This window comes from Streptomyces sp. NPDC029041, assembly GCF_040637515.1.
Taxonomy (GTDB): Bacteria; Actinomycetota; Actinomycetes; order Streptomycetales; family Streptomycetaceae; genus Streptomyces.
In genome coordinates this window covers 240,958-259,534 of record NZ_JBEZWO010000010.1, presented here as the reverse complement: position 1 = coordinate 259,534, position 18,577 = coordinate 240,958, and the positions used below count along the sequence as shown (strand labels likewise).

The window sequence follows — 18,577 nt, the reverse complement described above, 5'->3', positions numbered from 1 at the left end:
GGCAACCGTCGGCGACCGCCGCCCGAGGAAGCCTTCTGCGGCCTAGTGTTGAGATGTGCGCCTGCCGTGCCCAGCTGCGGTCGGGGCATCTTCGTGCTCGCACGGAGCGCGGGGAGGAGTTTTCCGACGCGGGCCGCCCAAGGGTTGTCGGGCACCGGGCCGCGGGGCGTGGGGCACCGCCGGCTGTGAGAGGGACGGGAATGGAACCGACCGAGAGCGCCGCGCCGGGCTCACGGCCGCACCTGCGCCGCATGGCGGTCGCATGGCGTGCGGTCCGTGGGGCCGTGTGGTCGGCGGGGCGTCCGGGTGCGGAGGGGCGCGCCGTCGGACAGTACACCCCCGACGGGGGCGGCGGCGCGGGGCGCGCCGCGGACGGCCCCGGGGCACAGCCGACCGTCGAACACACCGCCGGATCTGCCGGCGCGGGTCCGGACGCGGACGGCGAGCGGCACCAGTCCTGGCCCGCGCTGCCCGCGGCCGTCGTCGCGGCGGCCGGGTTCGTCCTGGGCGCCGGCTTCTACCGGGCCTTCACCGGCGGCCACGCGCTCTTCCCGGCCGGCACGGCCGGCTGGTCGCTGGCCGTGCTCACCGGCATCATCGTCGGTCACCTCGTGATGCTGGGCCGCTCCCGCTGGTGGGGCGGCACCGGTTCGGGCGCCGCCCTCACTCTCGCCGTGCTGCTGCTCTACGGCTGGGTTCCGGCCGGCATGGTCAGTCTCACGGTCGTCGTGCTGGTCGGCACGGCCCGCCGCAACCGCTGGCGCCAGGGCGTGCTGCACGGCGCGGTCGACCTCCTCGGCATCGGCGCCGGCGCGCTCGTGCTGGGCGTCTTCGGCACCGTGCCGTCCGTCGAGTCCCCGGCGGAGCCCGCCGCCTGGACCCTCGCCACCGCACCCCAGGTCGTCCTGGTCGCCGTCGCCTACCTGATGGTCACCCGCGTCCTGCTCTGGTACCTGCACGCCCCGCGCCCCGGCCTGCCCACCGTCGCCCGCACCGCCCTGGTCCGGCAGGGCCTGGTCGCCGTAGCGCTGCTGGGTATCGCGCCGCTGCTCTGCGTGGTCGCCGTGGCCAAGCCCATCCTGCTGCCGTTGTTCTCCATCCCGCTGATCGCCCTGGACTCCACCCTGTGGATCGCCCGGGCCCGGGCGGAGGAGCAGCTGCGGGACCCGTTGACGGGGCTGCCCAACCGCCAGTGGCTGCTGGAGCGCATCTGGACCGCGCTGGACGACGCGGAGCGGATCGACGCCCGGGCCGCCCTGATGCTGATCGACCTCGACCGCTTCCGGTCGGTCAACGACACACTCGGTCATCTCGCCGGTGACCGGCTGCTGTTGCAGATCGCCGACCGGCTGCGGGTGGCGCTGCCGCGCGGGGCGGAGGCCGCCCGGCTCGGCGGGGACGAGTTCGCCGTCTTACTCCCGGTCGCCGACTCCACGACCTCCGCGACCCGGATCGCCCGCAGCCTCGTGGCCGCCCTCAGTTCTCCCCTCGACCTCGACGGCCTCACGCTCGTCCTGGAGGCCAGTGCCGGGGTCGCCGTCTTCCCCGACCACGCCCTGGACGCCGAAGGGCTGCTGCGCCGGGCCGACGTGGCGATGTACCAGGCGAAGCGGGACCGCACCGGCGTCGAGGTCTACGAGTCCAAGCGCGACTCCAACACCCCCGACCGCCTCGGCCTGCTGGGCGATCTGCGCCGCGCCCTCGACGCGCACGAGGTACATCTGCACTACCAGCCCAAGGTCCGCTTCGACGGGCAGGTCGCGGGCCTGGAGGCGCTGGTCCGCTGGGTGCACCCCGAGCGCGGCAAGGTGCCGCCGGACGAGTTCATAGCGATCGCCGAGTCCTCGGGCCTGATGCCCCACCTCACCGAGTACGTGCTGGAGACGGCGCTCGGCCAGGTCGCCCGCTGGCGGGACCAGGGCCTGTTCGTCCCCGTCGCGGTGAACGTCTCCCCGCGTGACGTGCACACCCCCGGCTTCGCCGGCTCCGTCGCGGCCCGGCTCGCCCGGCACGGCGTCCCGGCGGGAGCGCTCCAGCTGGAGATCACGGAGCACGTGCTCCTGGAGGACCCGCAGCGCGCCGCCGACACCCTCAACCAACTGACCGCGCACGGCGTGAAGATGTCGCTCGACGATTTCGGCACCGGCTACTCCTCGCTCGTGCACCTGCGCCGGCTGCCGGTGAGCGAGCTGAAGATCGACCGTTCGTTCGTGGCCCGGCTCGCGGTCGACGCCGAGGACGCGGAGATCGTGCGCTGCACGGTCGACCTCGCCCATTCCCTGGGCCTGCTCGTCGTGGCCGAGGGCGTCGAGGACGACGAGACCTGGGAACGTCTGCGCGACCTCGGCTGCGACGCGGTCCAGGGCTGGCTGGTCGCTGCGGCCATGCCCCCGGAGGAGACCACGGCGTGGCTGCGGGCGCGGGGCCCCCGCGGGTGGCAGCGGCCGCGCGCCGCGCTGCCCGCGGCGACGGCCGACGAGTAGGGCCGTACGTCCGCCGGTCCGCCGGCCCGCCCGTGCCACCGCCGGGCGGCACGGACGGCGGGCCCGCGGGGAACGCCGCCCAGGACCTGCCCGGCCCGGTTCCCCTCGGAAAAGCGCTCAGTTCCTGCCGGACGGCACGAAGTGGCCGATCAGCAGGGCCAGCCGTTGCTCATGAGCCTCCTCGGGCAGCCGGCCACTGCGCATCAGGGTGACCAGCCCGTGCAGCCCGGCCCAGTACGTCTCCGTCAGCAACCCCGTGTCCTCACCCTCGGCCGCGATCGGCCGGACGGCCTGCACCAGTTCGCCGAAGGCCTCCTGCAGGGCCGCCGGCGCCTCGGGGGTGGCGAAGGGCAGGTCGACGGCGAGCGTGAACATCGCGTCGTAGAGCGCGGGCCGCCGCCGGGCGAAAGCGGTGTACGCCCCGCCCACCGCCGCCAGTGCCTCGCGGGCGCTCCCGGCCGCCGTGCGCGCCGCACGCAGCTCGACGGCCATGTCCGCGCAGCCCTGCACGGCCACCGCCGCCATGATCGCGTCCTTGCCCTTGAAGTGGCTGTAGAGGACCGGCTGGCTGTACTCGATCCGGTCGGCGAGCCGGCGCGTGGTCACCGCGTCCCAGCCTTCCGCCTCCGCGAGTTCCCGTGCGGCCGTCACGATCAGCCGCTCGCGTTCCGCTCGTTCGCGCTCCCGGCGCGTCTGGATCGTCATGCCAGAAATCCTAGCACCGCTAGCGTTCCTGTCGAAGCTCTGCTAGCTTCGCTCTTGTTCCTAGCACCGCTAGGACCCGTTCGGCGGGGAATGGCCTGCCGGACGTCGCCTGCCGGACACCGCATGCCCGAATTCGAGGAGAGCCATGACCATCACCGCGTACACCCTGGCTGTCGTGCTCAACGTGTTCTGCCTGTTCCTGGGCTACCGGTTCCTGTTCCAGCCCGCCGCCGCGGCCGCGGGTTACGGCGTCCCGGCCGACCCCGGCGGCGACGCCGGCGCCTATCTGACGATCAAGGGCGTGCGGGACGGCACCTTCGGGCTGGTCGGTCTGGCGCTGCTCGCCTTCGCGGGGGCCCGGGCGGAGGCCTGGTTCATGCTCGCCGTGGCCCTCGTGCCGCTCGGCGACACGCTGATCGTGCTGCGCCACGGCGGCACGAAGGCGGTGGCCTTCGGGATCCACTTCGCCACCGCGGTCATCGTCCTCATCAGCGCCGGACTGCTCTTCGCGGTCTGAATGCGCCCCGGGAGCCCCCGGGGAGGCCAAACCGTTTCACGGGCACGGCCCCACGCCCCATAGGATTGGGCCACACCACATTCACTCACCCCAGAGGATCGCTGCATGCCTGGCATCACGCGCGAGGAGGTCGCCCACCTCGCACGGCTGGCGCGTCTGGAGCTGAAGCCCGAAGAGCTCGAGCACTTCGCAGGACAGCTGGACGACATCATCGGCGCGGTCGCACGCGTCAGTGAGGTCGCCGACCAAGACGTACCGCCGACCTCGCACCCGCTCCCGCTGACGAACGTCATGCGCGTGGACGAGGTCCGTCCGTCGCTCACCCCCGAGCAGGCGCTCTCCGGCGCCCCGGCCCAGGAGCAGCAGCGTTTCAAGGTGCCGCAGATCCTGGGGGAGGACTAACAGCCATGACGGACATCATCAAGCTCACGGCCGCCGAGACCGCGGCGAAGATCGCCTCGGGCGAGCTCACCGCGGTGCAGGTCACCGAGGCCCACCTCGCCCGCATCGAGGCCGTCGACGAGAAGGTGCACGCCTTCCTGCACGTCGACCGCGAGGGCGCCCTCGCCCAGGCCCGCGCCGTGGACGAGAAGCGCGAGCGCGGCGAGAAGCTCGGCCCGCTGGCCGGCGTCCCCCTCGCGCTCAAGGACATCTTCACCACCGAGGGCATCCCGACCACCGTCGGCTCGAAGATCCTCGAGGGCTGGATCCCGCCGTACGACGCGACCGTCACCCAGCGCCTGAAGGCCGCCGACGTCGTGATCCTCGGCAAGACCAACATGGACGAGTTCGCCATGGGCTCCTCCACCGAGAACAGCGCGTACGGCCCGACCGGCAACCCCTGGGACCTGACGAAGATCCCCGGCGGCTCCGGCGGCGGTTCCTCCGCAGCGCTCGCCGCGCACATGGCGCCCCTGGCCATCGGCACCGACACCGGCGGCTCCATCCGCCAGCCCGCCGCCGTCACCGGCACGGTCGGCGTGAAGCCGACGTACGGCGCGGTCTCCCGGTACGGCATGGTCGCCTTCTCCTCCTCCCTCGACCAGGGCGGCCCCTGCGCCCGCACGGTCCTGGACGCGGCCCTGCTGCACGAGGTCATCGCCGGGCACGACCCGCTCGACTCCACCTCCATCGACGAGCCCGTCCCGGCGGTCGTCGAAGCCGCACGCAACGGCAGCGTCGAGGGCATGCGCGTCGGCGTCGTCAAGCAGTTCCGCGGCGAGGGCTACCAGGCGGGTGTCATCCAGCGCTTCGACGAGTCCGTCGAACTGCTCAAGGAGCTGGGCGCCGAGATCGTCGAGCTGGACTGCCCGTCCTTCGACCTGGCGCTGTCGGCGTACTACCTGATCGCGCCCTCGGAGTGCTCCTCCAACCTCGCCCGCTTCGACGGCCTGCGCTACGGCCTGCGGACCGGCGACGACGGCGGCCACTCGGCCGAGGAGGTCACCTCCCTCACCCGTGAGGCCGGCTTCGGTCCCGAGGTCAAGCGCCGCATCATGCTCGGCACGTACGCCCTGTCGAGCGGCTACTACGACGCCTACTACGGCAGCGCCCAGAAGGTCCGCACGCTCATCAAGCGGGACTTCGACACGGCGTTCGAGCAGGTCGACGTGATCGTCTCCCCGACGACCCCGACCACCGCCTTCGCGATCGGCGAGCGCGCCGACGACCCGATGGCGATGTACCTCGCCGACCTGTGCACCATCCCGACCAACCTGGCGGGCAACGCGGCCATGTCGCTGCCGTGCGGCCTCGCTCCGGAGGACAACCTCCCGGTCGGCCTGCAGATCATCGCCCCCGTCATGAAGGACGACCGCCTGTACAAGGTGGGTGCCGCCGTCGAGGCCGCCTTCGTGGAAAAGTGGGGCCACCCGCTGATCGAGGAGGCTCCGTCGCTGTGAGCGCACTGTCCAAGGCCAAGGGCTTCAAGAAGTCCAGGTCCGGTCTGTACGTGTCGATGGCCACGTCGGCGTTCGGCGCCGTCGGTGTCTACAAGCAGATCAAGAAGGCCCGCGGAGACAACGACACGCTGCGGCTGCTCGACGCCGTCGTGACCGGAGCCGCCGTCGTCACCAACCTGGCCATTCTCTACCGCGAGCTGAAGCGGCTGGGCGACGACGACGTCCTGCTGGGCTGAGAGGGAAGTACTCACCGTGACCACCACGACCGACCTGGTGTCGTACGAGGAAGCACTCGCCTCGTACGACCCCGTCATGGGCCTCGAGGTCCATGTCGAACTCGGCACCAAGACCAAGATGTTCTGCGGCTGCTCGACCGCCCTCGGCCAGGACGCCAACACGCAGACCTGCCCGGTCTGCCTCGGCCTGCCCGGCGCGCTCCCGGTCGTCAACGCGACCGGCGTCGAGTCCGCGATCAAGATCGGCCTCGCGCTGAACTGCGAGATCGCCGAATGGTGCCGCTTCGCCCGGAAGAACTACTTCTATCCGGACATGCCGAAGAACTTCCAGACCTCCCAGTACGACGAACCGATCGCCTTCAACGGCTACCTCGACGTGCAGCTGGAGGACGGCGAGACCTTCCGCGTGGAGATCGAGCGCGCCCACATGGAGGAGGACACCGGCAAGTCGACGCACGTCGGCGGCGCCACCGGCCGTATCCACGGCGCGTCCCACTCCCTGCTCGACTACAACCGCGCAGGCATCCCGCTCATCGAGATCGTGACCAAGCCCATCGAGGGCGCCGGCGAGCGGGCCCCCGAGGTCGCCCGGGCCTACGTCCGTGAGCTGCGCGAGGTCATCAAGGCGCTCGGCGTCTCCGAGGCCCGGATGGAGATGGGCCAGATGCGCTGCGACGTGAACCTGTCGCTGCGCCCGAACGGCACCGAGAAGTTCGGCACCCGTTCGGAGACCAAGAACGTCAACTCGCTGCGGTCCGTGGAGCGCGCGGCCCGTTTCGAGATCCAGCGGCACGCGGCCGTGCTGTCCTCCGGCGGCACGATCATCCAGGAGACCCGGCACTTCCACGAGGACACGGGGTCGACGACCTCGGGCCGTGTGAAGGAGGAGGCCGAGGACTACCGGTACTTCCCGGAGCCCGACCTCGTCCCGGTGGCCCCGTCCCGTGAGTGGGTCGAGGAGATCCGGGCCGGGCTGCCCGAGCTGCCGCTGGTCCGCCGCAACCGGCTCCGCGAGGAGTGGGGCATCAGCGGCACCGACATGCAGGCGATCCTCAACGCCGGTGCGCTGGAGCCGATCGTCGCCACGATCGAGGCCGGGGCGGACGCCGCCTCCGCCCGCAAGTGGTGGATGGGAGAGCTGGCCCGCAGCGCCAACGAGTCGGGCACGGCGCTCGACGAGCTGGCGATCACGCCGCAGCAGGTGGCCCGGGTCACCGAGCTCGTCGCGAAGGGCGACCTGAACGACAAGCTGGCCCGCCAGGTCATCGAGGGCGTCCTCGCGGGCGAGGGCACCCCGGACGAGGTCGTCGACAAGCGCGGTCTGAAGGTCGTCTCCGACGAGGGCGCGCTGACGGCGGCCGTCGACGAGGCGATCGCCGGCAACCCGGGCGTCGCCGACAAGATCCGCGGTGGCAAGGTGGCCGCGGCCGGAGCGCTGGTCGGCGCGGTCATGAAGGCCACGCGCGGCCAGGCCGACGCGGCTCGCGTCAAGGAGCTGATCCTGCAGAAGCTGGGCGTCAGCGAGGGCTGACCTCCCGTGCACCCGAGGAGGGGGGGACGCACCGGACCCGGTGCGTCCCCCCCCTCGTCATGCACTCAGAGGCGGCATGCGCTCAGAGACCGTGCACTCACAGGCGGCGGCCGACGATCCGGACGAAGCCCAGCGTCTCGCCCCGGTCGAGGCGCAGCATCTCGGCGCACTGGCCGGCCATCCGGACGTGCCACTCGTCCGTGTGCTCCTCGGCCACGATCTCGCACCAGCGCAGCCAGTCGCGCCAGCCGTCCTCCAGCCAGTCGGCGGTCTCGACCTCCACGGCCCCGCTGCGCGTCCAGTGGCGTCGCCACCAGGCCGCGGTGTGGAAGCACCAGAAGTCGGGCTCCCAGTACGGCTTGAGGTGCTCCGGCGGCTCGACGCCGTCGATCTCCTCGCGCAGCGCCGGTACGACGACACCGATCCGCCCGCCGGGCTTGAGCAGCCGCGTCAGGTGGGGCAGGTACAGGTCGTCGGTGCCGAAGTAGTGGTAGGCGTCGACCGAGACGATCGTGTCGAAGCTGTTTTCGCCGAACGGCAGGTCGTGCGCCTCGGCGAACACAGGCAGGACGCGGTCGGCGACGCCCGCCTCGGCGATGCGCCCGGCGTTCTCGTCGGGCTTGATCCACAGGTCGGCGGCGGTGACCTGGGCGTCGTACTCCCTGGCGAGGAAGACCGACGTCATGGCGCGGCCGCAGCCCAGGTCGAGCACGCGGGAGCCGGGGCTCAGGGTGTCGAGCCCCAGGGCGGGGGCCAGCCACTCCAGCAGCCACAGTGCGTGCGGGCCCATCTGGTTGTCGATGGTCCAGCGGGCGTCGTAGCCGTTGCTGCGGGGGTAGCCGGGGTGGCTCACACGGTCAGTGAGGGGGTCGTTCGAGGTCCGGGAAGTGATGTCCGACATCGGTGGACGGGCTCCTTGAGTCCTTGAGGAGGAAAGGGGATGCGTAGGAGCTCGGTCGGACCGTCAAACAATGCACCTGCTTCGGCCGGGCGGCGGGAGGCCGCGGGCATTCCTCGGACGAGCGGACGCTAACAGCCGGCCTCCCGGCCCCGCATCCGGTTTTCCCCGGGGGCGCGCTACCGTCACGACCATGAGTGGACGCCCCGATTCCGACACCGATCCCGAGACGGCGGACTCGGAGGCGGCCGCCGGGCAGGGCGAGGCCGGTGATCCGGCGGAGAACGAGGAAGCCGCGCGCCGGGCCCGCTGGACGGCGGCCGCCACCGGTGCCGCGCTGACTCTCGCGGGGCTCGCCGCGGCCGTGCTCCGCCTCACCCGCCCGGCGCCGGCGCTCGTCCCGGCCGCCTACGCGAGCGGGGCCGCCGTGTGCGCTGCCGCCGCCGTGCTGGGCTCCCGCGGCCGCACCCGGCGGGCGCTGTGGCTGCTGATCGCGGGCGTGATGGTGATGGCGCTGGGGGACCAGTTCGACTGACACCGGCCGCTGTGAATAAGCCCACGAAACCGACAAATGATCTCGTCCGTTTGTAAGAGTGGCAGCGCATTGCTCATGCGTTCTTTGCTGGCTGTTCAGTTCATGCACGACTGTTCCCGGTCAAAGATCCACACAAGGCAACTCCGGGAGCACGTTCCGTGGCAGCCCTCGCACGCTGGTGTGTCCAGCGCCGTCTGCTAAGCGTCCTGCTGTGGCTCCTCGCTTTCGCGGGGGTCGCCGCGGGCGCCGCCGTCGCCGGCACCACGTACTCGAACGACTACCAGGTCCCCGGTACCGAGTCGGGCCGCGCCACCGAGCTGCTGCACGAGGGCTTCCCGCGGCTCGGCGGCGACAGCGACACCGTCGTCTGGCACACCACGTCCGGCAGCGTCCGCGCCGCCGACGTCGAGCAGACGATGACCCGCATCCTGGACCGGATCGAGAACCTCCCGGGCGTGGCGTCGGTCACCAGCCCCTACGACGGGCCGGGCACCGGCCGCATCAGCGAGGACGGCCGCACGGCGTACGCCTCGGTCATTTTCGACGACCGGGCCGAGGACATAGCCGAGGGGGAGGCACAGGCGGTCGTCGACACGGCGAAGAGCGCCGGGACCGACGGGCTCCAGGTGGAGCTGGGCGGCAGCGCCGTCGCACTCACCGAGTCCTCCGGCGGGCACCTCGCCGAGATCGTCGGCGTGCTCGTCGCCGCGGTGGTGCTGTTCCTCGCCTTCGGCTCGCTCGCCGCGTCCCTGCTGCCCATCGCCACCGCCCTGGTCGGCGTGGGCACCGCCTACGCCGGGATCGTGCTGCTCGGGCACGCCATGACCGTCGCCGACTTCGCACCCATGCTGGGCATGCTCGTCGGGCTGGGCGTCGGCATCGACTACGCGCTGTTCATCGTCACCCGGCACCGGCGCGGGCTGAAACGCGGGCTGTCCGTCACCGAGGCCGCCACGAACGCCGTCGCGACCACGGGACGGGCGGTCGTCTTCGCGGGTGCCACGGTGTGCATCGCGCTGCTCGGCATGCTGATCCTGCGGCTGAGCTTCCTCAACGGCGTCGCCATAGCGGCCAGCCTCACCGTGATCCTCACCGTCGCCGCCTCCGTGACCCTGCTGCCTGCCCTGCTGTCGTTCATCGGCATGCGCGCGCTCAGCCGCCGTGAGCGTCGCCGCCTCGCCGAGCACGGCCCGGAACCCGAGATGCCCACCGGCTTCGCGGCCCGCTGGTCGGCCTTCGTGGAGCGCCACCCCAAGGTGCTCGGCGCGGTCGCCCTGGTCGTCATGGCCGTCCTCGCGCTGCCCACCCTCTCGCTGCACCTGGGCACCTCCGACCAGGGCAACGGCCCGGAGACGGCCACCACCCGCCAGGCCTACGACCTGCTGGCCGAAGGATTCGGCCCCGGCGTGAACGGCCCGCTCACCCTCGTCACGAAGGTCGGCGGCGCCGACGACAAGCTCGCCCTGGACAACCTCGACGGCACCCTCCGCGGCACCGAGGGCGTCGCCTCGGTGACGCCGGTGACGTTCGACTCCGGCGGCCACACCGCCTACCTGACCGTCGTACCGGAGTCCTCCCCGCAGTCGAAGCGGACCAGCGACCTCGTCGACCGGCTGCGCGAGGAGGTGCTGCCGCGCGCGGAGGCGGGCACCTCCCTCGACGTGCAGGTGGGCGGCATGACGGCCGGCTACGACGACTTCGCCGACGTCATCGTCTCCAAGCTGCCGCTGTTCGTCGGGGTCGTCATCGGCCTGGGGTGTCTGCTGCTCCTGCTCGCCTTCCGGTCGATCGGTATCCCGCTGAAGGCCGCCGCGATGAACGTCGCCGCCGTGGCCTCCGCCTTCGGGGTGGTGGTCGCGATCTTCCAGTGGGGCTGGGGCAGCGAACTGCTCGGCCTCGGCAGCGCCGGGCCCATCGAGCCCTTCCTGCCCGTGATCATGGTGTCGGTGCTCTTCGGCCTCTCCATGGACTACCAGGTCTTCCTGGTCAGCCGGATGTACGAGGAGTGGCTGGAGACCGGCGACAACCGGCGTGCCGTGCGCGTCGGCCTCGCCGAGACCAGCCGGGTGATCAACTCGGCGGCCGTCATCATGATCTCCGTCTTCCTCGCCTTCGTGCTCAGCGGCGACCGGGTGATCGCCATGTTCGGCATCGCCCTGGCCGCCGCGGTCGCCCTGGACGCCTTCGTCCTGCGCACGCTCCTCGTCCCTGCCCTGATGCACCTGCTCGGCGGGGCCAACTGGTGGCTGCCCCGCTGGCTGGACAAGCGCATGCCGCGCATCAGCATCGAGCCGCCCGAGAGCCGTGCCGCCCATGAGAGGCTGGCCGCCGCGACGGACGCCGAGGTGGCGGACGTCCTGGCGGAGGAGGAGCGGCAGCGGGATGTACGCGATATCCCTGGGTGACGACGCCGAGCTGAGGCCCCTGGAACCCTGGCACGCCGGGGAGTTCCTGGCCCACCTGGAGCGGGGGCGGGAGTTCATCGGTCAGTACATCCCGTTCGGCACGACCGAGACGGACCTGACCTCGGCCCGCGCCAAGCTCCAGCGCTACGCGGACATGCGCGCCGCCGACACCGGCTCCCTGCACGGCCTGTGGCTGGAGGGGACCCTGGTGGGCGGGGTGCTGTTCCTGAACTTCGACGCGGCGACCGGCAACTGCGAGGTGGGCTGCTGGCTGGAGCCCGCCGCCACGGGCCGGGGTCTGGTCACGCGCGCGATGCGGGTCCTCATCGACTGGGCCGTCGAGCAGCGCGGCATCCACCGCGTCGAATGGGTCGCCGCCTCCCTCAATCAGCCCAGCCTGAACGTGGCGCGCCGACTCGGAATGACCCGCGACGGCGTACGACGCGAGGCCCACCCCTATGGTGGCGTACGGCACGATCTCGAAGTCTGGTCGGTGCTGGCGCCCGAGTGGCGCGCCGCACGCGCGCGTGCGGCTCACGGCGATCATTAAGAGACTTCTCAGACAGCGACCCTACGGTGCGAGACATGGCAACGAACGCAGTGGACGAGACCGAGGCCACGAAGGCCACGACCGATGAGAAGGCGGTGGACACCACCGAGTCCGACGAGGTGCCCCGGACCGAGGTCCCGGCCGCGGCCGATGACGCGCCCGCCAAGGAGGAGAACCCCTCCGGCGTCGGCCAGGGCGCTGCCGCCGTGGTCTCCGCCGCGCTGGGCGTCGTCTCGCTCACCGGCAGCTGGATCGGCACCGTCGCCTCCGCGCGCCAGAACCTCGTCGGCCAGCTGGAGACCGCGCAGAACGCGGGCGTGGCCCAGCAGATCCAGGCGGTCTACGGCGACGCCTGGCAGACCACCGCCCTGTGGGGCGGCCTGTTCGCGCTGATCGCGCTGGTCGTCGGCGTGGTGACGCTGGCCCGGCCCGCCTTCGGCACGCCGGGCAGGGTCCAGGCCCCCTGGATCAAGTCCGTCGCCTGGGCGGGAGTCGCGCTCGGCGTCATCGGCCTGTTCCTGGCCGTCCTCAAGTACACCGGCATCCTGCTCGGACTGCCGTCCGCGAGCTGAGCGCCCGAGCGCCCAGAGCCCGCAGGTCCTGAGGGGTCTTAGGCGGTTCCGTGAGTACCTTACGGAGCCCCTGAGGCCCTTCAGCCGCGTCTAAGGCCCCGTGCGCCGCCGAAGATGCGGAACTCTCCCGATGTGACGGCCCCGCCTGGGAGACGAGAGTGAGGTCATCGCGGAGAACCCTCCGTGACCGGCCTCTCCGAAGGGCACACCATGTACGAGTACGAGCTCCAGCAGCTGCGCGCCTCCGACCTCATCCGCCGGGCCGACCACGCCCGTCTGGTCCGCGAGGCCGCCCGGGCCCGCCGCGCGTCCCGCCACGAAGGAAGCGGAGACTCCGCCGAGCACGAGAGCCATAGCCGCCGCTTCCGCCGGCTCCGGTCCGCCCGGACGGCGTGAACGCCGGGGCGGCACCGGTCGCCGCCGTGACCGTCCGGGGAGCAGCGGCCGTCGTTCACACGGGAACGGCGGCCGCTGCTCCGGCCGTTCGACGGAAAACCGGTCCCACGCCGTCGGACCCGCATGCGATGCTCGGGCCTGTGGAAACCCAGTCCGTCAGCCCCGTGTTCGTCGGCCGTGCCGAGGAACTGGGCACCCTGTACGACGCCCTCGCCCGCGCCCGCGAAGGTGAACCGCAGGCGCTGCTCATCGGCGGTGAGGCCGGGGTCGGCAAGACCCGCCTCGTCGAGGAGTTCGCCGCCGCGGCCCGCCGGCGCGGGGCGGTCCTCGCACTGGGCGGGTGTGTCGAGATCGGTGCCGACGGACTGCCCTTCGCCCCGTTCTCCACCGCGCTGCGCGCCCTGCGCCGTGAACTCCCCGGCGAGCTGGCCGCCGCTTCGGCGGGCCAGGAGGAGGAGCTGGCCCGGCTGCTGCCGGAGCTGGGCGAGTCCCGGGCCGGGCGGCACGACGAGGACGGCACGGCCCGGCTCTTCGAGCTCACCGCACGCCTGCTGGAGCGCGTCGCCGCCGAGCACACCGTCGTCCTCGCCCTGGAGGACCTGCACTGGGCCGACGCCTCCACCCGCCATCTGCTCTCCTACCTCGTCCGTACCCTGCGCACCGGCCGCCTCGTCGTCGTGGCCACCTACCGCTCCGACGACATCCACCGCCGCCATCCGCTCAGGCCCCTGCTCGCCGAACTCGACCGGCTCCGCACGATCCGCCGCCTCGAACTCGCCCGCTTCACCCGCGACGAGGTCGGCCGCCAGGTGGCCGGCATCCTCGCCCACGAACCCGAGCCGGACCGGGTCGACGCGATCTTCCAGCGCTCGGACGGCAACGCCTTCTTCGTCGAGGAACTCGCCGTCGCCGCCCCCGAGGGCTGCCGGACCGGCCTGACCGACTCCCTGCGCGACCTGCTGCTCGTCCGCGTGGAAGGGCTGCCGGAGTCCGCCCAGCAGGTCGCCCGGATCGTCGCCGAGGGCGGCTCCACCGTCGAGTACCGGCTGCTGGCCGCCGTCGCCCGGCTCGCCGAGGACGACCTCATCGAGGCACTGCGGGCCGCCGTGAACGCGAGCATCCTCGCCCCCGCACCCGGCGGCGACGGCTACCGCTTCCGCCACTCCCTGGTCCGCGAGGCCGTCAGCGACGACCTGCTCCCCGGCGAACGCTCCCGCCTCAACCGCCGCTACGCCGATGCCCTGGAGGCCGACCCGTCCCTCGTGCCGGCCGACCAGCGGGCGACCCGCCTGGCCAGCTACTGGTATCACGCCCACGACGCCGCCAAGGCCCTGCCCGCCGTCCTCGAAGCCTCCGTCGAGGCCCGCCGCCGCCATGCCTACTCCGAGCAACTCCGGCTGCTGGAGCGGGCGATGGAACTGTGGGACTCCGCTCCGGAGGCCGTACGCGCCACCCTGCGCCCGGTCGACTACACCGAGGTCTACCCTCCCTGCGGCTGCGACCCGGCCACCACCGCGCTGCGCCACCTGGACCTGCTGGCCGAGGCGGCCGTCGCGGGACGGCTCTGCGGGGAGCGCGAACGCGCCCTGAAGATCACCAAGCGGGCACTGCGCCTGCTGGAGGACGAGGACGACCCCCTGCGCACCGCCTGGTTCTGGATCCAGCGCTCCCGGCTGGTCCAGCGGCTCGCCCGGGGCGACGGCTGGAAGGAGATCGCCACCGCGCAGGAGCTGGTCCGCGGCCTGCCGCCCTCCGAGGTGCACGCCGAGGTACTGGCCACGGCCGCCCACTGGTCGATGCTCCGCGAACCCGGTCCGGAGACCCTGACGGCCGCCGAGCGGGCCGTCGAGTACGCGCGCATGGTGGGCGCCGACGAGATCGAGTCCAACGCCCGCCTCACCCTCGGCGGGCTCATGGTCGAGGCCGGGCAGATCGAAGCCGGGCTGGCCCACATGTACGAGGTGCGGGACGACGTGGTGGCCCGCGGTCTCGCGGTCGTCGTGGGCCGCAGCCATGTGAACCTGCCCTCGATACTGGAGGGCATCGGCCGTTCCGAGGAGGCCGTCACCCTCCTGCGCGAGGGCCTGCGGCTCACCTCCAGGATGGGACTGACCGAGTCCGAGGGCTGGGTGCGGGGCAACCTCGCCGAGTCGCTCATCTCCCTGGGCCGCTGGGACGAGGCCGCCGAGGCGGCCGTCAGCGCCCAGCGGCTGGGGCAGACGGCAGGGCCGTACGGATCGGGCGCCCACAGCCAGGCGTTCCTCGCCCTGGCCCGCGGTCAGGTGTCCGAGGCCGCCCGCCACCTCGCCGAGGCCCGCGCCTCCTACGGCCCGCACGACCCCATGCCGCAGCACGACCTGCCGATCTCCTGCCTCACCCTGGCCGTCGCCGCCGCCGAGGGCCGCCTGGCCGACGCCCGCGCCGAACTGGCCCGCACTCTCGCCTCCGGCTTCCCGCTCGGAACCCAGCGCTACGCCTGGCCGCTGCTGCTCGAGGCGGCCGTCGCCGAGGCCGACGCCCGGGCCCTGCCCGCCGCCCACGACGGCCGCGAGCAGGTCCTGGGCGCCATCCTGTCCGCCGTCAAGCGCCTCACCACCCACGCCCCCGTCTGGCTCGCCCACGAGCGGTGGGTCCGCGCCGAACTCCTGCGCGCCGAGGGCCGGAGCACCCCGGACACCTGGTCGGACGTGGTCACCGCCTTCGAACCCCTGGGCCGGCCCTACGACCTCGCCCGCGTCCGGTACCGCCTGGCCGAGTCCCTCCTGACGGGCGGCGGCGAGGACGAGCGCGGCCGTGCCACGGAACTGCTGCGGCTCGCCCGCACCGTCGCCCGCCACCTCGGCGCCCGGCCGCTCGAGGACGCCGCCACCGCGCTCGCCCGGCGCGCCCGCCTCCCGCTCACGCCCGCCACGGAACCCGGCCCCGCACCGGCCGACCCCGCCGACGCGCTCGGCCTCACCACCCGGGAGCGGGACGTCCTGCGCCTGGTCGCCGCGGGGCACACCAACCGCCGCATAGCGGAGGAACTGTTCATCTCACCCAAGACCGCGAGCGTGCACGTCTCGAACATCCTGGGGAAGCTCGGCGTCTCCGGGCGGGGCGAGGCGGCGGCGGTGGCGCACCGGCTGGGGTTGTTCCCGGCCGAGATGGCCATGCCCGGTCCCACGGGCTGAGGCATACGCTGTAAGGGACGTCGCGGACTCCGCGGCCCCAGGGAGGTTCGGTTGTTCAACGTCTTCGAGGAACTGTTCTCACCCGGGCGCAAGCACAGCCGCGACGAGCAGAACCGCCTGGAACTGACCCGTCAGGACGTCGGGGACGGCGACCCCGGACGGGGACCGATAGATCTCGCGTCCGGGAAGGTCGTCGTCCGCCCGCCGCAGGAGCACGAGGACGACGAGGGCGCGGGGGAGTAGCCCGCGCTTCCTCGTCGTACGTCCGCCGCAGGAGACAGGGGGACGACGAGGTCGGGGCGGGGAACCGCCCTTCCGGTTCCCGCGGCTACGTCACCCGCAGTTCCAGGATCCGGTCGTCGCCGTCCTTCGGGCTGCCCCGGCCGTCCGTGTTGCTGGTGACGAGCCAGAGCCTGTCGCCGCCTGCCGCGACGACCGTGCGCAGCCGCCCGTACTCCTCCTCCAGGAACGCCTGCGGCTTCGCCGAGGCCGCCGTGCCGTCCAGCGGGATGCGCCACATCCGCTTGCCGCGCAGGCCCGCCATCCAGATCGACCCCTGGGCGTGGGCGATGCCGCTGGGAGAGGCCTCGGCCGTGCTCCACTGGTCGACGGGATCGCGGAACCCCTTGTCGCCGGACCGGCCCTCCGCATCCGGCCAGCCGTAATTACCGCCCGGCTCGATGGCGTTCAGCTCGTCCCAGGTGTCCTGCCCGAACTCCGAGGCGAACAGCCGCTGCTTGCCGTCCCAGGCCAGACCCTGCACATTGCGGTGGCCGTAGGAGTACACCGGCGAGTCCGGGAACGGGTTGCCCGGAGCCGGCTCGCCCTCCGGGGTCAGACGAAGGATCTTGCCGCCCACGGAGTCCTTGTCCTGGGACAGTCCCGTGTCGCCGCTCTCGCCCGTGCCCACGTAGAGCATCTTGTCCGGGCCGAACGCGATGCGCCCGCCGTTGTGGATGAAGCCCTTGGGGATGCCCTTGAATACCGTGTCGGGAGCGCCGAGCTGCTCGCCGGTGGGCTTCTGCCCGTCGTAGATCATGCGGACGATGCGGTTGTCGGACGCCGAGGTGAAGTACGCGTAGACCATGCGGTCGGATGCGTAGTCGGGGGACAGGGCGATCCCGAGCAGGCCGCCCTCCCCGGCCGCCGATACCCCGGGCACCTCGCCCAGCTCGGTCTTCCTGCCGGTCTTCCCGTCGACCCGGACGATCGTGCCGTCATCCCGCGAGGCGACCAGCAGCCCGCCGCCCGGCAGCGGGGCGAGACCCCAGGGGGAGTCCAGGCCCTTGGCGACGGTGCGCACCACCTTCACCGAGCCCTGGGCCGGGGGTGTCTCCTTGGCGGCCTGCCGCGGCGGTGGCGACGATCCCGGTGCCGTACGGCTCGGGGAGGCGTTGTCGTCCTTGCCCGACGGGCCTCCTTCGTCGGAGGAGCAACCGGCCGTCAGCAGGAGCACGGCGGCGGTCAGCACGGCCGGGACGGCTCGACGTCGCACGATCAGGGTCCCTTCGACGGGGCGGGTCCTTCTCCCTGTCATACACCGCTCGCGGCTCCAGAGTTCCCGATCACGGAACGCCGTAGCGAGAACACGGGGTTTGTCCGAAACGCACCCGGGCGCGAACCCGTCCTCAGTCCCACGACCCCTGGGCCGGCGGCAGCGCGGCCATCTCCCTGAGATCGTCCGGGGTCAGGCGCAACCGCGCCGCCGCCGTGTTCTCCGTGACCCAGCGCTCCTGCTTCGTGCCGGGGACCGGGACCACGTGCGGACCCTGTGCCAGCACCCACGCCAGGGCGACCTGGGCGGGCGTGACGCCCGTGCCGTGCCGGCGGGCCACACGGCGCAGAGCCGCGACGAACGGCTGGTTCGCGGCCATCATCTCGGCGGTGAAGCGCGGGTGCCGGGCGCGTGGATCGTCCGCCTCGAAGCCCGCGCCGGGGCGCAGCCTGCCGGTCAGGAAGCCGTTGCCCAGCGGCATCGCGGCGAGGAAGCCGACGCCTCGCGTCCGGCACCACGGCAGCAGGGCTTCCAGCGCCTCCGGCGACCACACCGACAGCTCCGCCTCCACCGCGCTCACCGGGAAGACCTGCTGCACCCGCTCCAGCTGCCGGATCGTTCCGTCGTGCAACCGGGCCCCGGCCCGGCGGGGGGCCCGTGCGCCCACCGCGCACAGGCCCAGCGCCCGTACCTTCCCGGCCTGGACGAGCTCCGCCATCGCGCCCCAGGTGTCCTCGACCGGCACCTCGGGATCGGCCCGGTGCAGCTGGTAGAGGTCGATGACGTCCGTCTGCAGCCGCCGCAGCGACGCGTCACAGGCCCGCTTCACGTACCCGGGGCGCCCGTTGGCGACGATGTGCTGGTCGCCCACGAGCAGTCCGACCTTCGTCGACACGAAGGCGTCGGACCGCCGTTCCTTCAACGCCCGCCCCACCAGCAGTTCGTTGGTGAACGGGCCGTACATGTCGGCCGTGTCCAGCAGGGACGCACCCAGGTCGAGCGCCCGGTGCACCGCCCTGAGCGACTCGTCGCCCCGCCGCCGCGACGCGCTGTAGGCCCAGCTCATCGGCATGCACCCGAGTCCGACGGCCCCCACCGCGAGCGCCGCCGCGCCGATCGTCCTGCGCTCCACCTGGTCGTGACCCTCCCTGTTCGAGCCACCCCAACCTAACCTCTGCCG

General features: G+C 72.5%; 17 protein-coding genes. 13 read left to right on the top strand and 4 right to left on the bottom strand.

Annotated features, from left to right (window positions below):
- Positions 1–200 precede the first annotated feature (200 nt).
- Positions 201–2,483, top strand: coding sequence for a bifunctional diguanylate cyclase/phosphodiesterase (locus AB0F04_RS26705; RefSeq protein WP_362045338.1), 2,283 nt, complete (start codon positions 201–203; stop codon positions 2,481–2,483).
- A 117-nt stretch (positions 2,484–2,600) separates the two neighbouring features.
- On the opposite strand, the gene AB0F04_RS26700 is transcribed toward AB0F04_RS26705, so the two are convergent.
- The gene (locus AB0F04_RS26700; protein WP_362045335.1) at positions 2,601–3,188 is read right to left on the bottom strand and encodes a TetR/AcrR family transcriptional regulator; all 588 of its coding nucleotides are present in this window, start codon (positions 3,186–3,188) and stop codon (positions 2,601–2,603) included.
- A gap of 145 nt (positions 3,189–3,333) precedes the next feature.
- Between AB0F04_RS26700 and AB0F04_RS26695 the strand changes: the two genes are divergently transcribed.
- The 5 genes from AB0F04_RS26695 to gatB all read left to right on the top strand — a co-directional run bounded on the left by AB0F04_RS26695 (position 3,334) and on the right by gatB (position 7,373).
- Positions 3,334–3,705: a DUF4267 domain-containing protein gene (locus tag AB0F04_RS26695; protein ID WP_362045332.1), complete on the top strand. Its 372-nt coding sequence runs from the start codon at positions 3,334–3,336 to the stop codon at positions 3,703–3,705.
- Positions 3,706–3,810: 105 nt separating this feature from the next.
- Positions 3,811–4,107, top strand: a complete 297-nt coding sequence (gene gatC / locus AB0F04_RS26690) for an Asp-tRNA(Asn)/Glu-tRNA(Gln) amidotransferase subunit GatC (protein ID WP_031485327.1) — start codon at positions 3,811–3,813, stop codon at positions 4,105–4,107.
- Between the two features lie 5 nt (positions 4,108–4,112).
- Positions 4,113–5,606, top strand: a complete 1,494-nt coding sequence (gatA, locus tag AB0F04_RS26685; RefSeq protein ID WP_362045329.1) for an Asp-tRNA(Asn)/Glu-tRNA(Gln) amidotransferase subunit GatA — start codon at positions 4,113–4,115, stop codon at positions 5,604–5,606.
- Positions 5,603–5,842, top strand: a complete 240-nt coding sequence (locus AB0F04_RS26680; protein ID WP_093723316.1) for a hypothetical protein — start codon at positions 5,603–5,605, stop codon at positions 5,840–5,842. The genes gatA and AB0F04_RS26680 overlap by 4 nt, the downstream gene beginning before the upstream one ends.
- Before the next feature lie 16 nt (positions 5,843–5,858).
- Complete coding sequence (gatB, locus tag AB0F04_RS26675; RefSeq protein WP_362045326.1) at positions 5,859–7,373, top strand: Asp-tRNA(Asn)/Glu-tRNA(Gln) amidotransferase subunit GatB; 1,515 nt, start codon at positions 5,859–5,861, stop codon at positions 7,371–7,373.
- A 97-nt stretch (positions 7,374–7,470) separates the two neighbouring features.
- Here gatB and AB0F04_RS26670 read toward each other — a convergent pair whose 3' ends face one another.
- Positions 7,471–8,274: a methyltransferase domain-containing protein gene (locus tag AB0F04_RS26670; RefSeq protein ID WP_362045323.1), complete on the bottom strand. Its 804-nt coding sequence runs from the start codon at positions 8,272–8,274 to the stop codon at positions 7,471–7,473.
- Positions 8,275–8,464: 190 nt separating this feature from the next.
- Between AB0F04_RS26670 and AB0F04_RS26665 the strand changes: the two genes are divergently transcribed.
- From AB0F04_RS26665 to AB0F04_RS26635, 7 genes are all read left to right on the top strand, one after another.
- On the top strand, positions 8,465–8,806 hold the full coding sequence (locus AB0F04_RS26665; RefSeq protein ID WP_362045321.1) for a hypothetical protein: 342 nt from the start codon (positions 8,465–8,467) through the stop codon (positions 8,804–8,806).
- A 158-nt stretch (positions 8,807–8,964) separates the two neighbouring features.
- Positions 8,965–11,211, top strand: coding sequence for an MMPL family transporter (locus AB0F04_RS26660; protein WP_362045318.1), 2,247 nt, complete (start codon positions 8,965–8,967; stop codon positions 11,209–11,211).
- The gene (locus AB0F04_RS26655) at positions 11,189–11,761 is read left to right on the top strand and encodes a GNAT family protein (protein ID WP_362045315.1); all 573 of its coding nucleotides are present in this window, start codon (positions 11,189–11,191) and stop codon (positions 11,759–11,761) included. The genes AB0F04_RS26660 and AB0F04_RS26655 overlap by 23 nt, the downstream gene beginning before the upstream one ends.
- 35 nt (positions 11,762–11,796) lie before the next feature.
- Positions 11,797–12,333 carry a hypothetical protein gene (locus AB0F04_RS26650; protein ID WP_362045312.1) on the top strand — a complete coding sequence of 179 codons (537 nt, stop codon included), beginning with the start codon at positions 11,797–11,799 and terminating at the stop codon, positions 12,331–12,333.
- A 210-nt stretch (positions 12,334–12,543) separates the two neighbouring features.
- Positions 12,544–12,729, top strand: a complete 186-nt coding sequence (locus tag AB0F04_RS26645; protein ID WP_362045533.1) for a hypothetical protein — start codon at positions 12,544–12,546, stop codon at positions 12,727–12,729.
- A 128-nt stretch (positions 12,730–12,857) separates the two neighbouring features.
- Positions 12,858–15,902 (top strand): AAA family ATPase, encoded by a 3,045-nt coding sequence (locus AB0F04_RS26640; protein ID WP_362045310.1) that lies wholly within the window; start codon positions 12,858–12,860, stop codon positions 15,900–15,902.
- Between the two features lie 51 nt (positions 15,903–15,953).
- Positions 15,954–16,145 carry a DUF6191 domain-containing protein gene (locus AB0F04_RS26635; protein WP_362045307.1) on the top strand — a complete coding sequence of 64 codons (192 nt, stop codon included), beginning with the start codon at positions 15,954–15,956 and terminating at the stop codon, positions 16,143–16,145.
- Between the two features lie 85 nt (positions 16,146–16,230).
- On the opposite strand, the gene AB0F04_RS26630 is transcribed toward AB0F04_RS26635, so the two are convergent.
- Together AB0F04_RS26630 and AB0F04_RS26625 are read right to left on the bottom strand one after the other, a co-directional pair.
- Complete coding sequence (locus AB0F04_RS26630) at positions 16,231–17,439, bottom strand: PQQ-dependent sugar dehydrogenase (RefSeq protein WP_362045304.1); 1,209 nt, start codon at positions 17,437–17,439, stop codon at positions 16,231–16,233.
- A gap of 91 nt (positions 17,440–17,530) precedes the next feature.
- Positions 17,531–18,529 carry an aldo/keto reductase gene (locus AB0F04_RS26625; RefSeq protein ID WP_362045301.1) on the bottom strand — a complete coding sequence of 333 codons (999 nt, stop codon included), beginning with the start codon at positions 18,527–18,529 and terminating at the stop codon, positions 17,531–17,533.
- Positions 18,530–18,577: the final 48 nt, after the last annotated feature.

Coding starts and splice junctions, on each gene's coding strand:
- AB0F04_RS26655 (WP_362045315.1), top strand. CDS start 11,189: ATGTACGCGATATCCCTGGGTGACGACGCCGAGCTGAGGCCCCTGGAA.
- gatA (WP_362045329.1), top strand. CDS start 4,113: ATGACGGACATCATCAAGCTCACGGCCGCCGAGACCGCGGCGAAGATC.
- AB0F04_RS26670 (WP_362045323.1), bottom strand. CDS start 8,274: ATGTCGGACATCACTTCCCGGACCTCGAACGACCCCCTCACTGACCGT.
- AB0F04_RS26630 (WP_362045304.1), bottom strand. CDS start 17,439: ATGACAGGGAGAAGGACCCGCCCCGTCGAAGGGACCCTGATCGTGCGA.
- AB0F04_RS26705 (WP_362045338.1), top strand. CDS start 201: ATGGAACCGACCGAGAGCGCCGCGCCGGGCTCACGGCCGCACCTGCGC.
- AB0F04_RS26640 (WP_362045310.1), top strand. CDS start 12,858: ATGCTCGGGCCTGTGGAAACCCAGTCCGTCAGCCCCGTGTTCGTCGGC.
- AB0F04_RS26650 (WP_362045312.1), top strand. CDS start 11,797: ATGGCAACGAACGCAGTGGACGAGACCGAGGCCACGAAGGCCACGACC.
- AB0F04_RS26665 (WP_362045321.1), top strand. CDS start 8,465: ATGAGTGGACGCCCCGATTCCGACACCGATCCCGAGACGGCGGACTCG.
- AB0F04_RS26700 (WP_362045335.1), bottom strand. CDS start 3,188: ATGACGATCCAGACGCGCCGGGAGCGCGAACGAGCGGAACGCGAGCGG.
- gatC (WP_031485327.1), top strand. CDS start 3,811: ATGCCTGGCATCACGCGCGAGGAGGTCGCCCACCTCGCACGGCTGGCG.
- AB0F04_RS26695 (WP_362045332.1), top strand. CDS start 3,334: ATGACCATCACCGCGTACACCCTGGCTGTCGTGCTCAACGTGTTCTGC.
- AB0F04_RS26645 (WP_362045533.1), top strand. CDS start 12,544: ATGTACGAGTACGAGCTCCAGCAGCTGCGCGCCTCCGACCTCATCCGC.